Annotated in this window: 10 protein-coding genes; 2 read left to right on the forward strand and 8 right to left on the reverse strand. The window is 64.3% G+C overall.

What is annotated here, in order from left to right:
- Window positions 1-64: 64 nt before the first annotated feature.
- Window positions 65-505 carry a VOC family protein gene (locus H0S73_RS18125; RefSeq protein ID WP_181053456.1) on the reverse strand — a complete coding sequence of 147 codons (441 nt, stop codon included), beginning with the start codon at window positions 503-505 and terminating at the stop codon, window positions 65-67.
- Between the two features lie 198 nt (window positions 506-703).
- Between H0S73_RS18125 and pepN the strand changes: the two genes are divergently transcribed.
- Both pepN and H0S73_RS18135 read left to right on the forward strand, forming a co-directional pair.
- Window positions 704-3355, forward strand: a complete 2652-nt coding sequence (pepN, locus tag H0S73_RS18130) for an aminopeptidase N (RefSeq protein WP_181053457.1) — start codon at window positions 704-706, stop codon at window positions 3353-3355.
- A gap of 245 nt (window positions 3356-3600) precedes the next feature.
- The gene (locus H0S73_RS18135) at window positions 3601-5874 is read left to right on the forward strand and encodes a PAS domain-containing sensor histidine kinase (protein WP_343058404.1); all 2274 of its coding nucleotides are present in this window, start codon (window positions 3601-3603) and stop codon (window positions 5872-5874) included.
- A gap of 97 nt (window positions 5875-5971) precedes the next feature.
- On the opposite strand, the gene H0S73_RS18140 is transcribed toward H0S73_RS18135, so the two are convergent.
- From H0S73_RS18140 to H0S73_RS18170, 7 genes are all read right to left on the reverse strand, one after another.
- Window positions 5972-8923, reverse strand: a complete 2952-nt coding sequence (locus H0S73_RS18140; RefSeq protein WP_181053459.1) for a bifunctional [glutamine synthetase] adenylyltransferase/[glutamine synthetase]-adenylyl-L-tyrosine phosphorylase — start codon at window positions 8921-8923, stop codon at window positions 5972-5974.
- Between the two features lie 93 nt (window positions 8924-9016).
- Window positions 9017-10447: a HAMP domain-containing sensor histidine kinase gene (locus H0S73_RS18145; protein ID WP_181053460.1), complete on the reverse strand. Its 1431-nt coding sequence runs from the start codon at window positions 10445-10447 to the stop codon at window positions 9017-9019.
- Between the two features lie 10 nt (window positions 10448-10457).
- Window positions 10458-11156 (reverse strand): response regulator transcription factor, encoded by a 699-nt coding sequence (locus tag H0S73_RS18150; protein ID WP_181053461.1) that lies wholly within the window; start codon window positions 11154-11156, stop codon window positions 10458-10460.
- Window positions 11157-11309: 153 nt separating this feature from the next.
- On the reverse strand, window positions 11310-12521 hold the full coding sequence (locus tag H0S73_RS18155) for a S1C family serine protease (protein WP_181053462.1): 1212 nt from the start codon (window positions 12519-12521) through the stop codon (window positions 11310-11312).
- A gap of 125 nt (window positions 12522-12646) precedes the next feature.
- The gene (locus H0S73_RS18160; protein WP_181053463.1) at window positions 12647-13072 is read right to left on the reverse strand and encodes a hypothetical protein; all 426 of its coding nucleotides are present in this window, start codon (window positions 13070-13072) and stop codon (window positions 12647-12649) included.
- Window positions 13073-13244: 172 nt separating this feature from the next.
- The gene (locus H0S73_RS18165) at window positions 13245-13703 is read right to left on the reverse strand and encodes a cytochrome c-type biogenesis protein (RefSeq protein ID WP_181053464.1); all 459 of its coding nucleotides are present in this window, start codon (window positions 13701-13703) and stop codon (window positions 13245-13247) included.
- A gap of 3 nt (window positions 13704-13706) precedes the next feature.
- Window positions 13707-15689: a heme lyase CcmF/NrfE family subunit gene (locus tag H0S73_RS18170; protein WP_181053465.1), complete on the reverse strand. Its 1983-nt coding sequence runs from the start codon at window positions 15687-15689 to the stop codon at window positions 13707-13709.
- Between the last annotated feature and the right edge of the window lie 10 nt (window positions 15690-15699).

Here is a 15699-nt window from a genome sequence, read left to right on the forward strand (position 1 = left end):
AGGGCGCCCTCAAGCGGGACTTTCCGATCTCGGAGCCTGCTTTCCTTGCCGTCCAGGTCCGGGCCTACCAGGTGCCGGTATTCGGCATGGACGCCCAGGGCTCCTGCACGGGCTTCGGCTCGCCGCGCTGCAGCAATTCGATCGAGATGTTGTCCGGAGTCTTGACGAAGGCCATGTAGCCGTCGCGGGGCGGACGATTGATGGTGACGCCGGCATCCATCAGCTTGCGGCAGGTCTCGTAGATATCGTCGACCCGGTAGGCGAGATGGCCGAAATTACGACCTCCGGTATATTCGTTCTCGTCCCAGTTGTAGGTCAGTTCCAGCAGCGGCGCCTTCGTATCCTTGGATTTCTCCACATCGCCGGGAGCCGCAAGGAAAACGAGGGTGTAACGCCCCTTCTCATTATCCGTCCGGCGAACCTCGACCAGCCCGAACTTGTTGCAGAAGAAATCGAGGGATTCGTCGAGGTTCGAGACGCGAACCATCGTGTGCAGATATTCCATGATCGGTTTCCCTATGGGTCGGGGATAGGTGATGGAGTATTTGTCGAGGAGATCAAGGGGTACCTTTTTCTTGCGCCGAAAAAGCCTTGGATTTGCTCAAGATCAGGTGACTTTTAACGAATGCTGCTCCAAGCAGAGTGGAAGTCCCTTCCCCAAGGCCCTAGCTTTAGACGAAACTCAGTTTCAGACGAGTATCTGATGCGCATCGATACCAACCCGATTGTTCGCCTTGAGGATTACCGACCCAGCGACTTCCTGATCGACAGCGTCGAACTCGACGTCAAGCTTCATCCCACGGAAACCCGGGTCGTCGCCACTCTCGCCATGCGGCCCAATCCGGAGGGACGCTCGGACGCGCCGCTTGCTCTCGATGGCGATGAACTGAAGCTGAAGACCGTGGCTCTGAACGGCCGCACCTTGGCGGACGAGGAGTTCGAAGCCTCGCCTCAATCGCTCACGATCGCGCAGGCGCCCCGGCAGCCCTTTACGCTCACCATCGAGACCGAGATCAACCCGACGGCCAACACCAAGCTCATGGGCCTCTACCGGTCCGGCGGCAACTACTGCACGCAATGCGAGGCGGAAGGCTTCAGGCGCATCACCTATTTCCTCGACCGGCCGGACGTCCTCAGCGTCTATACCACCCGCATCGAAGCCGAGCGCGGCGATGCCCCCGTTCTCCTGGGTAACGGCAATCCGATCGAGAGCGGATCCATTGAAGGCTCCGGCAGGCATTATGCGATCTGGCACGATCCGCACCCGAAGCCGTCCTATCTTTTCGCCCTCGTCGGCGGACGCCTCGGCCGTATCGCCAAAACCTTCGCGACCATGAGCGGACGCGCGGTGGAACTGGCGATCTACGTGGAACCCGGCAAGGAGAACCGCGCCGATTATGCCCTCGACGCCCTGGAGCGCTCCATGCGCTGGGACGAGCGGGTCTTCGGCCGCGAATACGACCTCGACGTATTCAACATCGTCGCCGTGTCCGACTTCAACATGGGCGCGATGGAGAACAAGGGCCTCAACATCTTCAACGACAAATACGTTCTGGCTTCTCCCGAGACGGCCACGGATATGGACTACGCCCATATCGAAGCGATCATCGCGCATGAGTACTTCCACAACTGGACCGGCAACCGCGTGACCTGTCGCGACTGGTTCCAGCTCTGCCTGAAGGAAGGCTTGACGGTTTTTCGCGACCAGGAATTCTCGTCTGACGAACGCTCGCGCTCCGTTCACCGCATTGCCGAGGTGAAGACCCTGCGGGCGCGGCAGTTCCTGGAGGATTCGGGCCCCCTCGCCCACCCAGTCCGTCCGACGCAGTATCGAGAGATCAACAACTTCTATACCGCCACGGTCTATGAGAAGGGGGCCGAGATCGTCCGCATGCTCAAGACGATCATAGGCGAGGAGGATTTCCGGCGCGGGATGGATCTCTATTTCGAGCGCTGCGACGGCACCGCCGCCACTGTGGAGGATTTCCTGAAGGCCTTCGCCGATGTGACGGGTCGGAACCTGTCCCATTTCGCCCGCTGGTACGAACAATCCGGGACGCCGCGGGTCAAGGTGAAGGGGCAGTACGATTCCGGCGCGCAGACCTACCGTCTGGATTTTGCGCAGAGCACTCCCGCGACGCCCGGTCAGCCGAGAAAGGACGCGATGGCGATCCCGGTAGCGCTCGGATTGGTCGCGCATGACGGCTTGCCCTTGAATGCGACCTGCGAGCGCGTGGACGAGCGAGGCGTCTTCCTGTTCGACAGGCCGGAGGACGGCATCACCTTTACGGGGGTGACATCCCTGCCCGTCCCGTCCCTCTTCCGAGGATTCTCGGCTCCGGTAAAGGTTTCGCTCGACCTGCCCAACGAGGAGCTGCTGGTCCTCCTCCGGCACGATACGGACGCCTTCAACCGCTGGCAGGCGGCTCAGACCGTTGCCATGCGCCTGCTTGCCGCCCGCTCGAACGGCGCCGACGTCGCCGACGCGGAAATCGATGCCTTCTCGGCCGCCCTCGCCTCCTTTATGGAGAGGGACGCGCAAGAGGACCCGGCCTTCGCGGCGCTTGTGGGCACACTTCCCAGCGAAGCGGATATCGCGCAGGAGATCGGCCAGAACGTCGACCCGGACGCCATTCACAGGGCCCGGTCGGAGATGAGGCGGCGCATCGGCCTGAGTTGCGCCCGCCATCTGCGACGCTTCTATGAGTCGATGACGGATCTAGGACCTTACAGTCCCGACGCGGCCAGCGCCGGGCGGCGCTCCTTGCGCAACGCTTCCCTCGATCTTCTTGCCGCGGCCGATCCAAGCGCAGGCGAAGCCCTCGCCGTGCGGCAGCTCGAATCCGCGAGCAACATGACCGACCGCCTTGCGTCCTTGAGCGTTCTGACCACCTTGCCGGGTGCTGTGCGCGAGGAAGCCGTTGCCCGTTTCGGCGAGCGCTATCGCAGCGAGCCTCTGGTGCTCGACAAATGGTTCACGCTGCAGGCCACAATTCCGGAAGATGGCACCTTGGAGAGAGTCAAGGGCCTGATGCAGCATCCGGCGTTCTCGATCGCCAATCCGAACCGCGTGCGCGCGCTCATCGGAAGCTTCGCCATGCTGAACCAGGTTCAGTTCAATCGCGCCGACGGAGCGGGCTATCGCTTCCTGGCCTCGATCGTCCTGCGCACGGATGAATTGAATCCGCAGCTCGCCGCCCGTCTCCTGACCGCTTTCGGAACGTGGCGGATGATGGAAAGCGCACGCCGTTCGCACGCGGAAGAGGCCCTTCGTTCCATCGCCCAAAAGCCCAATCTTTCCCGCGACGTAGGCGATATCGTGAGTCGGTCCCTCGAGGAGAGCCAGGGCAAATAAGCAATTTATTTTAAAAGGTTAGCCGGTTGTCCCAGCTTTCCCCAGGGGAATGCGAAATGGGAAAATTTTTATTAACCTTCGGGTTCTACTAACTAGACAAATCACCCGCTCAAGATTCTATTGTTAGTGATTCGGAGAGATGCGGCACGTCCTCCGAAACAGGACGTAAACGGTTCCGGAGGAAGCATCGCATGGCGGGGGCGGTGACCGCATGCGTACCCGCACGCGCGGGTACGATTCTAGGAGTGACGCGATCGGATGCGAATCCGGCCTATCGTCGGCTCGAGCAATATGAGCCTCTGCTGAGGCTCGCAGTCCCTGCCCTTCTGGTCCTGTTCCTGATCACCCTTGCCGGCAGCGCCTGGATCCAGATCCGCGACGGCCGCAAGGACACGCTCTTCGACGCCATCAACGACATCGACATCATCGCGTCGCTCTCGGCCGCGAAGCTCGGCACCGCCCGCGCCCCGGCTGACCGGGCGCAGGCGTTGGCTCAGCTTGAGCGCTTGGCGAAGGACATGCCGCCGAGCGCCCTGACCCAGAACCGTTCTCTCATGCTCGTCGATCAGGCAGGCATTGTTCTCGCCGTCTATCCGCCGATGGACGAAGCACCGGCGAAGCTGACGGACATTCTGGGAGAAGCTCAGCCCCTGATGCTGTTCGCAGACCGCGCCGGCGTGATGACGATCAAGCTTCCCGGCGGCACCGAGGGCATGGCGACCGTCCGCGCACTTCATGCTTCTTCCGGCCAGATCGCGCTCGTGCAGCCGATGCCGCACATTCTCTCCGGCTGGTGGACGCGCACCATCGGCCATGTCTCGCTGCTCGGCGCCACGATCATGGTCCTGCTCGGCATCGGCGTGGCTTATGTGATGCAGGCGAACCGCGCCCGCGCCGCCGACGAGGTGTGCGAGAAGGTGCGCGACAGGATCGATTCCGCGCTCAACCGCGGACGCTGCGGGTTGTGGGACTGGGATATCGGCCGCGGACGCATCTACTGGTCCGACTCGATGTACGAACTCCTGGGCTACGAGCGGCAGGACGAGTTCCTGTCCTTCGGCGAAGTGAACACCATGATCCATCCCGAGGATCAGGACCTGTTCACCCTGGCCGAGCAGCTTGCCTCCGCCAGCACCTCCCTCGTGGACTACGAGTTCCGCATCCGCAGCATCTCGGGCGATTGGGTATGGTTGCGCGCTCGCGCCGAGTTGATGAACGATCCGGACGATGCGGCGAGCCACCTCGTCGGTATCGCCGTCGACGTGACCGAGCAGCGGGGCCTCGAAGAGAAGACCGCAAAGGCCGATGCCCGCCTGCACGATGCCATCGAGGCGATCTCCGAAGCCTTCGTGCTGTGGGATGCCAACAACAACCTCGTGCTCTGCAACTCGAAATTCCAGAAGCTGCACGAGCTGCCGGCGGATGCGCAGCTTCAGGGCAAGTCCTATGCGGAAGTGATGGCTCTCGGACGCCCGCCGGAAGTGCAGCATCAGTTCCTTCGCCGTGAGCAGCAGGATGTGGGCGCGCGCACCTTCGAGGCACGCCTGCAGGACGGACGCTGGCTGCAGATCAACGAGCGGCGCACGAAGGACGGCGGCTACGTGTCGGTCGGCACGGATATTACCGCGCTCAAGCGCCACGAGCATCGTCTCGTCGAGTCCGAGAAGGAGCTCATCGCCACGGTTCTCGACCTCAAGCAGTCGCGACAGAAGCTCGAAGCGCAGACCCACCAACTCGCGGATCTCGCAGAACGCTATCTCGACCAGAAGGCGCAGGCCGAGAGCGCCAACCGGGCGAAGTCCGAGTTCCTCGCCAATATGAGCCACGAGCTGCGCACGCCGCTCAACGCCATCATCGGATTTGCGGAAGTGATGCAGAGCGGCATCTTCGGCTCGCTCGGCTCCGAGAAGTATGAGGAATACTGCTCCGACATCCGCTCGAGCGGCGAATATCTCCTGTCGGTGATCAACGATATTCTCGACATGTCGCGCATCGAGGCGGGCCGCACCTCGCTTACCAAGCAGCCGATCGAGGTCCACGCATCGATCCAGCGCGCCCTCAAACTCGTGGGCGAGCAGACGAAAGCCAAGAATCTCTCCGTCACGGTCGACGTGAACCCCGAGGACATCATCGTTCCGGCGGACGAGCGCGCGCTCCACCAGATCCTCGTCAACCTGCTCCAGAACGCCACGAAGTTCACGAGCGACGGCGGCTGCATCACGGTGCGAACCCGCCAAGCAGGAAATGCGGTCAACATCTACGTGGAAGACAACGGCATCGGTATTCCCGATCACGCCCTGCACAAGCTCGGGCAGCCGTTCGAGCAGGTCGAGACCGAGTTCTCGAAGAGCTACAAGGGCTCGGGCCTCGGCCTCGCCATCGCCCGCTCCCTCGCCGAGCTCCACGGCGGCAGCTTGCGCATCAGAAGCCAGGAAGGCGTCGGCACCATTGTGCTCGTCCACCTGCCGCTCACCGAAGCCACCAATGCGGACATCGCTCTGGCCGATGCGGCGGCGTAAGCTCCTGCAGCGATCCGGAAAACAAAATGGCGCCCAGGGCATCTGCCCAGGCGCCTTTTCTGAGGCTGAAAGATCCTGCGCGACGGCAGGCAGAACCTTACTTCAGAACGGCCTTGTAGATCTCCGTCACCTGCCGGTACGTGTCGGACAGATGCGACAGCAACACGGTCTCGTTCGGTAAACCTGCCACCGTCGACAGCCTCTTCAGGATCGGCTTGGGCGCCGTCTCCGCGTCGAAGCGCCCCTCGATCGTCAGCCGCTGCCACTGGAAAATGTCGTTGAAGAGCTTGTGCGCCTCGATCAGCGACCTCGCATCCTCGCTGTCCAACAAGCCTTCGTCCTGAGCCTTCGCGAAAACTCCCTCGGCAGCCTGCCCGATCAGCGACGGATGAACATGACCGTGGGCCAGTACGAGGGCTTGCGCGATGAAGTCGAGATCCGTGAGACCGCCGCGGGCAAGCTTCAGGTCCCAGGGATCGCTGTCGCCCTTCTCCTGCGCGATCAATTCGCGCATGGCACGCACTTCCTTGAACACCGCCTTGGGATCGCGCTTCGGGCTGAGAATGCTGATTATGGCATCAGAGACGTCTGCGCCGAATTCCTCATCGCCCGCCAGGACGCGGGCACGGGTAAGCGCCATGTGCTCCCAAAGATCGGCTTCGGACGTCTGATAGCTCACGAAGCCCTTGAACTGCGAGGCGACCGGCCCTTTCCCACCTTGCGGACGCAGGCGCAGATCCACCTCGTAGAGCAGACCGCGCCGCGTCGGCACGGTAAGCGCGGAGACGAGACGCTGCGTGAGACGCGTATGATAGACGACGGCGTCGAGGCTGCGCGGACCGGTGCTTTCGCGGGCGTTCTCATCGAAATCGTAGATCACCACGAGGTCGAGGTCGGAGCCTGCGGTGAGTTCGCGGCTGCCCAGCCGCCCGAGGCCCAGGACCGCAACCCTGGCACCCGGCACCGTGCCATGCTCGCTTTCGAAAGCCCGGCGGACCTCTTCGAAGGATGCGCGGATGACCGCGCGGGCAATCGCCGCATAAGCTTCCCCCGCCTGAGCGGGAGACAGGACGCCGGAGAGAAGCCTCGCGCCGGTCACGAAGCGCATCTGGCGCGCGGCATCGCGGATGCGATCCAGAAAGTCCTCGAAATCGCGCACTGAGCCGATGAGCTGGCGTACCTGCTCCTCAATGGCTTCGTCGTCCGTGGTGGGGGTTCCGAAGGCAGGATCGATCAATGCGTCGAGCACATGCGGCGATTGCGCCACCGTATCGGCGAGGCGCGGTGCCGTGCCGAGAAGATCCGCAAAGAGAAGCCGTAGCCGGTCGTGTGATTGCAGGATGGTGAGAAGCTCGACGGCGGCCGGCATGCGGCCGAAGGCGCGGTCGAGAGCCGCGAGAGCACCGTCCGGATCGGCAGTGCCGCCGAGTGCGGACAATAACGCCGGAGTGAGCTCGGTGAGCACTTCCCGGGCACGCGCGCTCTGGATTGCGGGACGGCGGCCGAAATGCCAGCCGCGCACCGTTTCCGCCGCACGCTCGGGCTCGCGAAAGCCTAAGCGCCGAAGGGTGGAAAGGGTCTCCGGATCGTCCCCCGTTCCCGTGAAGACGAGGCTGCCCACGTCGGAGGCGAGCTCCGGCCCCTCCTCGAAGAGCAGCGCGTAATGGCCCTGCACGATCCTCGCCTGATCGGTGAGGGCCTTCGCGAAGGCCTTCAAGGTGGCATAGCCGCAGAACTTGGCGAAGCGCTTGAGCTGCTCCTCGTCCGACGGCAGGCGCTGCGTCTGCTCATCGGCCACCATCTGCAGCCTGTGCTCGATGGTGCGCAGGAAACGATAGGCGTCGGAGAGTTCGTCGCGCGCCTTCGCGGTGATCCAGCCCTCGTCGTGTAGAGCCTTGAGCATGTCTAGGGTGCGGCGGCCCCGCAGATTGGGACGGCGGCCGCCGAAGACGAGCTGCTGCGTCTGGACGAAGAACTCGATCTCGCGGATGCCGCCGCGTCCGAGCTTGATGTCGTGGCCCGCGACTGCGATCTCGTCATGCCCTCGCACCGCATGGATCTGCCGCTTCATGGCGTGCACGTCGGCGATGGAGGCGAAGTCGAAATACTTGCGCCAGATGAAGGGGCAAAGCTCCTTCAGAAATGTCTCGCCGAGTGCGAGATCGCCCGCCACCGGCCGCGCCTTGATGAAGGCCGCGCGTTCCCAATTCTGCCCGACCGTCTCGTAATAAACATAGGCCGACGACAGCGACACGGCCGTCGGAGTCGATCCCGGATCCGGGCGCAGGCGGTAATCGACGCGATGCACGTATCCATCGGCGGTGCGCTCCTGCAGGAGCTTGGCGAGCTGCTGGGCGATCCGCGTATAGATTGTCGCCGCCTCGGAGTTATCCTTCAGAACCGTCGTGCCGGGATCGAAGAAGATCACGAGGTCGATATCGCTGGAATAATTGAGCTCGCCCGCCCCGTGCTTGCCGAGCGCCAGCACGGTGAAGCCGGAACCCTCCCCCGGAGCGTCGGGGTTCGTGAGATTGATGCGGCCGAGATCGGCCGTCTCGGTCAGCACCAGGTTTACGCCGCCGGCCACCGAGGCATCGGCGAAATCGGAGAGAGCCTGCGTGACCTCCTCCGTGCTCCAGACGCCCCCGATATCGGCGAGGGCCACGAGAAGCGCATGGGCGTTGCGGTTCTGCCGGAAGGCGCGCACGGCATCGGTGCGCGTCATCGCGCCGGACCGCACCGCCCGGAAGAGGGTGGACTGGCTGTCGACGATGGCGCGATGCGATGCCTCGGGCGCCGCTGACGCAAGCCTCGTCATCCTGGCCGGATCGTTGACCACGAGTTGCCACAGGAAGGGGGAATGATCGGACAGTCCCAGAAGAAGATCGTGAAACGTTCCGCCGTCGAGGTGCTTCAGCAGCTCCCCTGCCTCAGGTTCCTCCCGGATGCGCTTGATGAAATCCGCCAATTGCGCCTTCGCGCGCTTCGTGTCGGCCACCAAAGGGGCCCTCGTCAGGCGGTCGAGAAGTGAGTTCGTCCGGTCGGGCACGGCCTATCCATCGGGTTCTGCTATCGGCCCTGAGTGTTCACGCCGGGGCGCCGGAGGCAACAGAAAAGTGCCGGCATGATCCGGCTCGACGGGTCAGGCGGCGGATTGCAGAGGAGCCTGCGGCAGCTCGATGGCCTTTAGGGGCAAGGCCAGGACAACCCGCAATCCGGGTTCGTTGTCCTCCAGCAGCAGGCTCCCGCCATGGAGCCGGGCCACGGCGGCGGCCAGGCTGAGACCGAGGCCGAAACCGGGACGCGAACGCGCCGTCTCCAGCCGAACGAACCGCTCCAGGACGCGACCGCGCTCCGCCTCCGGGATGCCGGGGCCGCGATCGGCCACGACGATCCGCACCTCGCCGCCATTCCGCTGGGCCGACACGCTGATCGCCTGGGGCGCACCGGCGGAAGCGCCGTATTTCAACGCATTGTCGAGGAGGTTCGCCATGGCCTGGCCCAGAAGCTCGCGGCTGCCATGGATCGGCAGATCGTCCTCCACGGAAACTTCGAGCGACACACCGGCCTCTTCGGCCAGCGCATCGTAGAGCTCCGCCACGTCCCGCACCGCCTCGGCGGCGTCGAAATCCGCCAACGCGTCGCGTGCATTGCCGGCTTCCAAACGCGCGATCATGAGCAGCGCGTTGAAGATGCGGATCAGATTGTCGCTTTCCTCGATGGTCGCCTCGAGGGCCGATTTCAGCTCGTCGGGCGTGCTCGCCGTGCGCAGGGCTTCATCCGCCTTGTTGCGCAGGCGCGTCAGAGGCGTTTTCAGGTCATGGGCGATATTATCCGAGACCTCCTGCATGCCGCGCATCAATTCGCCCATACGGTCCAGCATGTCGTTGAGGTTCTGGGCGAGACGGTCGAGCTCGTCTCCGGTTCCGGCAATCGTCAGCCGCCCGCCCAGGTCGCCCGCCATGATGTGCCGCGTGATCTCCGTCATGTCGTCGACGCGTTTCAGGACGCGCCGCGTGATGAACCAGCCGCCGACGCAGCCCAACACGACGATGAAGAGCAGCGAGTATCCGAAGGCGCGGTAGATGACCTCCTGAAGACGCCTGCGCTCCTCGATGTCGCGGCCCACGAGAAGTCTGAATCCGCCGGGGAGAAGGTAGACGCGCACGATGGCCATATCAGGCCGTGCCTCAGTTTCATCAGTGCGGTTGTAGAGCGTCTCGAACTGCCCCGTGCGGCCGATGACGCCCGGCGGCAGCGCGCCCACATTGCCCGCGACCCTCTCGCCTGCCTCCGTCGTGACGAGATAGAGCATGGCGCCCGGCGCCCGAGAGCGCCGCTCGACGATGTTCACGAGGCGGCGCAGGCCGCCGAACCTGTACTGGTCGGAGAGGCTGTTGATCTCGCTCTCGATGGTGGACACGAACTGATCGGTGAGCAGCCGTTGGGCGTTCCAGGCCACATAGCCGAGACCCACGAAGGCGAAGATGGTGAAGATGAGCAGATAGGCGAAGGACAGCTTGAAGGCGGTCGTCCGGACGAGCTTGCCGAGGGCGGTCATGGAAGCGTTCATCGCCGCACGCTCATTCCTCGTCGCCCTCCTGGCCGACGCGCACCATGTAGCCTGCGCCCCGGATGGTATGGATCAGCGGCTTGTCGAAACCCTTGTCGATCTTGGCGCGCAGCCGCGACACGTGAACGTCGATCACGTTCGTCTGCGGATCGAAATGATAATCCCACACATGCTCCAGCAGCATGGTGCGGGTGACCACCTGGTTGGCATTCTTCATCAGATATTCGAGCAGCCGGAACTCGCGCGGCTGCAGCACGATTTCCTGGCCCGAGCGCGTCACGCGGTGCGACAGGCGATCGAGTTCGAGATCGGCGATGCGATAGAGTGTCGGCTCCGTGGTGGGAGTCGATGCCCGGCGGCGCGAGAGCACCTCGACGCGGGCCAGAAGCTCGGAGAAGGCATAGGGCTTGGGGAGATAATCGTCGCCGCCGGCGCGCAGGCCCTTCACCCGATCGTCGACTTGCCCCAGCGCAGACAGGATGAGGACCGGCGTCTCGACCCGCTGCTCGCGCAGGGAGCGGATGAGGGAGAGGCCGTCGAGCTTGGGCAGCATGCGGTCGACCACGAGCACGTCGTAATCCCCCTCCTCGGCCAGGGCATAGCCGTCGAGCCCGTCGGCGGCATGGTCCGCCACATGGCCCGCTTCGCGAAACGCCTTCACGAGGTAGGAGGCCGCCTCTTTGTCGTCCTCGATGATGAGAATCCGCATGAGCCTCCTCGAAACGCAATGAAATGCCCGACGGCAGGCCGGCCTTGGAGGGGAAGAGGCCGACCTGCCGTGGGCAGAAGACACCAGGTGCGGGGGGCGATCAACTACAAAGCCCGGTGCCTTTTACTCTTGATGTGGATCAGGCCCGCTGAATCAGGCCTTGGGCTGACTCCCGACCTCGAGTTTCACGGTCCGCTCCTGGCCCTGGCGCCAGAGCGTGAGCGACACGGACTTGCCGGGGGCCACGTTCGCGATCTTCCGCGACAGGTCCTTGGCTTCCTTGATCGGCTCGCCGTCGACCGCGATGATGGTATCGCCAGTCTGGACACCCGCCTTGGCGGCAGGACTGTCCTTCAGAGCCTCGGCCACGAGGGCGCCCTTGGGCTCCTTGAGGCCGATGGCCTCGGCGATTTCCTTGGTCACCGGCTGCATCTGCACGCCGATGAAACCGCGGGTCACGGAGCCCTTGTCCTTGAGCGAGGCGACAACCTGCTCGACGGTGCTCGCCGGGATGGCGAAGGCGATGCCGACGCTGCCGCCGGACGGCGAGTAGATCGCCGTGTTCACGCCCACGACCTCACCCGAGAGGTTGAAGGTCGGGCCGCCCGAGTTGCCCTTGTTCACGGGCGCGTCGATCTGGATGAAGTCGTCGTACGGACCCGATCCGATGTCCCGGTGCTGAGCCGAAACGATGCCGGCCGTCACGGTGCCGCCGAGGCCGAACGGGTTGCCGACGGCCAGGACCCAATCGCCGATGCGGGCCTTCTGCGGAGCGAGGCGTACATAGGGGAAGTCGTTGCCCTCGACCTTCAGCAGCGCGAGGTCCGTCTTGGGATCGGTGCCGATCACCTTGGCGCTCAGCTCCTTGCCGTCATCCATGGTTACGGTGACCTGGGAGCCGTTCTCGACCACGTGATTGTTCGTCACGACATATCCGTCAGCCGAAATGAAGAAGCCGGAGCCGAGGGCCTGGCCGAACTGGCGCGGGCGCTGCGAGCGTTCGCCCCGATCGCCGCGGCCGGGCATCTGCTGATCGCGGAACTGGCGGAAGAAGCGCTCCATCGGGCTGCCGGGCGGGAAATCGGGCATCGAGAACTGCTGACCATCCTCGTCGTCACCCTGGGCGGCCACATTCTGCACCTTGACCTTCCCGGCCACGACGGCAGGCTTCACCCGGTCGATCATATCGGCGAAGGACGGCATGCCCTGCATCGGCTGCGACATGGAGCGCAGCTCGGCATGGGCGGGATTGGGAGCAATCAAACCGCTATCGACGGCGCCGCCCGCGATGAGCGCGGCCACGGCCGCTGCGCCGAGCCACTTCGCGGTGCGCTTGCGGGCGGGAGTGGAAACCTTGTCCAACATGTCTTGTCTCTCCTCGAAGAACGCTTGTTGGTTCGTCATGAGAGCAAGATGGGGGTTCAAGCCTTACGGTACCCTCACCCGCAGATGAATTGTTGGTAAGGTTTCGGGAGGGCGGCCCAACGGCTTCACCGCCCCCTTCGAGACGGCGGCTTGCCCTTCCTCTCCCTGGCCTTCGCAGCCTTGGCCGTCCTGGTGGAGGCCACCTTCGTCCGGGAAGGTTTCGCCCGCCCTGCCTCGCGTTGAGGCTTGACGGGGCTCGATGCGGCGGCGGGCCGTCCGCCGCCAGCCGTGGCATCGTCGAGCACCCGTCGCGGCGGGGACGGAGCGTTGCTGCTCGCCACCACGCTCCGGCCGATGCATTGCGTGACATAGGTCGCGCGGCGTTGGACGATGCGGCGGTAGTCGTCGACCTTGATCTTGCCCTTGGGCGCGATACGGCTTCTCGCCTCGATGCGGCATGCCTCGCGCTTGTCGGCGAGATTTTCACTCGATCGAACCGCGGAAGGCAGAGCAAGAAGGATCAGACACAATCCATAGGCCGCAAGCTTCACGACCGTACCTTTCGCGGGAGATATCGGGAGATGTGAAAGCCCGATATCAGCCGGCGCCACGCTTGGCACCGCGACAAAACGGCATGATCAACACAAAGGAGCGGACGTGCTTAACGCAAGGGATGCGGACTTGTTCGATGCCGCTTCCTTCACCCGCTGCTGCGGCATGACCTCAAGCGCTCTGATCCCGCTTGAGCAGATCGTCCAGCGCCTTCTGCTCCTCGGCATCGAGCGCGGGGGCGACGCGGGGGCGACGTCGCATGGCTGCATAGGCGCCGATGCCGCCGAGGACAAGGACGAGGGCGGGTGTCAGCCAGAGCAGCAGAGTATGGGTGCGGAAGGTGGGCTTCAGCAGCACGAACTCGCCGTAGCGCTGCACGAGGAAGTCGCGCACCTGGCCGTCCGTGTCGCCCGCCACCAGACGCTCGCGCACCAGGAGCCGGAGATCCTTGGCGAGCTGCGCATCGGAATCGTCGATGGACTGGTTCTGGCACACGAGGCAGCGCAGGCCTGATGAGATCTCGCGGGCGCGCTTTTCCAGCGCCGGATCCTTGAGTACCTCGTCGGGCTGTACGGCGAAGACCGCGCCGCTGAGAAGGAGAGCCGCAATGAAGGCGAGAACGAACCGCATGGCCTACTCCGCGGGGACGGCAGCGGACGGAACCACCTTCGCGCGGGCCGGTGCACCGATGCGCATGCGCCGATCCGTAAGCGACAGCGCACCGCCCGCCGCCATCACGAGGGAACCGATCCAGATCAGCAGGACCAGCGGCTTGTGATAGAGCCGCATGCCGATGGACCCGTCCGCCTGGATCTCGCCGACGCTGGCATAGACCTGACCGAGCCCGATGGTCATGATGCCGGCTTCCGTGGTCGGCATGCCGCGAGTCACGTAGAGCCGCTTCATGGTTTCGATCGTCCCGAGTTCGCGGCCGGAACCGATGACCGTCAGGAGTGCGACATCCTCGCGGTAATTGGCCTCGACACGCGGGGTTACCCGCTCCAGCCGCACCTCGTAGTCGCCCGCCTTGAGGCGCTCGCCGGGCTTCAGGCTGCCGATGGCCTCGACGCCCCAGGCGGTCGCGGCGATGCCGATGACCGTCAAGCCCACGCCCGCATGGGCGATGGCCGTTCCCCAGGCCGAGCGCGGCAGGCCGCGCGCTTTCCGCCAGGCTACGGACAGGGGCGTGCCCTTGGACCAGGAGCGGGTGACGATCTCATTGAGGGAGCCGAGCACCAGATAGACGCCAAGCCCCACGCCGAGCGGCGCCGCCACCGGCCCGCCATGCTGGAGAGCGAACAGCGCGAGGGTGACCAGGAGCGCGATGCCGAACACCGTATAGAGACGCTGGGCCGTCCCGAGGAAGTTGCCGCGCTTCCAGGCGAGCGTCTGGCCGAGCGGCAGCAGCAGCAGCAGCGGAACGATCAGCGGCAGGAAGGTGAAGTTGAAGAACGGCGCCCCGACCGAGATCTTCTCGCCCGTCAGCACTTCCAGGGCCAGAGGATAGAGCGTGCCGATGAACCCCGTGGCGCAGGCGCTGGCGAGAAAGAGATTGTTGAGAACGAGCGCGCCCTCGGGGGAAACGGGCGCGAACAGGCCGCCTTGCCTGAGCATCGGCGCGCGCCAGGCAAAGAGCGCGAGCGATCCGCCGATGAACAGGATGAGAATGCCGAGGATGAACGTTCCACGCTCCGGATCGACCGCGAAGGAATGCACCGAGGTGAGAACGCCGGAGCGGACCAGGAACGTGCCGAGAAGCGACAGGGAGAAGGTCAGGATGGCGAGAAGGATGGTCCAGACCTTCAGCGCGTCGCGCTTTTCCATCACCACGGTGGAATGCACAAGCGCCGTGCCTGCGAGCCATGGCATGAGCGAGGCGTTCTCCACCGGATCCCAGAACCACCAGCCGCCCCAGCCGAGCTCGTAATAAGCCCAGTAGGAGCCCATGGCGATGCCCAGCGTCAGGAACGCCCAGGCTCCAAGCGTCCAGGGCCGCACGATCCGGGCCCAGACCGCGTCGATGCGTCCGTCGATCAGGGCCGCGCAGGCGAAGGCGAAGGAAATCGAGAACCCCACATAGCCGATGTAGAGCAGCGGCGGATGGATCGCGAGGCCTGGATCCTGCAGCAGCGGGTTCAGATCCTGCCCCTCGGGCGCGGCCGGGATGACGCGCGTGAATGGGTTCGACGTGGTGAGGATGAAGAGCAGGAACGCGATGGTGATCGAGGCCTGTACGGCCAGCGTGTTCGCCTGCAGCCGGAGGGGGATGTTGTTTCGCGCGAGCGCCACCACGCCTCCGAACAGGGCGAGGATCAGCACCCAGAGCAGCATGGAGCCTTCATGGTTTCCCCACACGCCGGAAATCTTGTAGATCAGCGGCTTCGCCGAATGGGAGTTCTGGACGACGTTGAGCACCGAGAAATCGGAATTCAGGTAAGCGAAGGTCAGCGCCAGAAACGAGAATCCGATGCAGGCGAGCACGGCGAGCGCGCTCGTCGGCGCGACCGCCATGAGCACGGGATCGTTGGCGCGCGCGCCCCAGAGCGGCACGATGAACTGGATCAGAGACAACCCAAGCGCCAGCGCGAGTGCGAAATGTCCGGCCTCGACCAACACGAGGGATCTC

This window comes from Microvirga mediterraneensis (assembly GCF_013520865.1).
GTDB classification, from domain to species: domain Bacteria; phylum Pseudomonadota; class Alphaproteobacteria; order Rhizobiales; family Beijerinckiaceae; genus Microvirga; species Microvirga mediterraneensis.

Bases quoted from the DNA above. Each gene is read 5' to 3' on its own strand.
- H0S73_RS18125 (WP_181053456.1), bottom strand. From the start codon at position 505: ATGGAATATCTGCACACGATGGTTCGCGTCTCGAACCTCGACGAATCC.
- pepN (WP_181053457.1), top strand. From the start codon at position 704: ATGCGCATCGATACCAACCCGATTGTTCGCCTTGAGGATTACCGACCC.
- H0S73_RS18145 (WP_181053460.1), bottom strand. From the start codon at position 10,447: ATGAACGCTTCCATGACCGCCCTCGGCAAGCTCGTCCGGACGACCGCC.
- H0S73_RS18150 (WP_181053461.1), bottom strand. From the start codon at position 11,156: ATGCGGATTCTCATCATCGAGGACGACAAAGAGGCGGCCTCCTACCTC.
- H0S73_RS18155 (WP_181053462.1), bottom strand. From the start codon at position 12,521: ATGTTGGACAAGGTTTCCACTCCCGCCCGCAAGCGCACCGCGAAGTGG.
- H0S73_RS18165 (WP_181053464.1), bottom strand. From the start codon at position 13,703: ATGCGGTTCGTTCTCGCCTTCATTGCGGCTCTCCTTCTCAGCGGCGCG.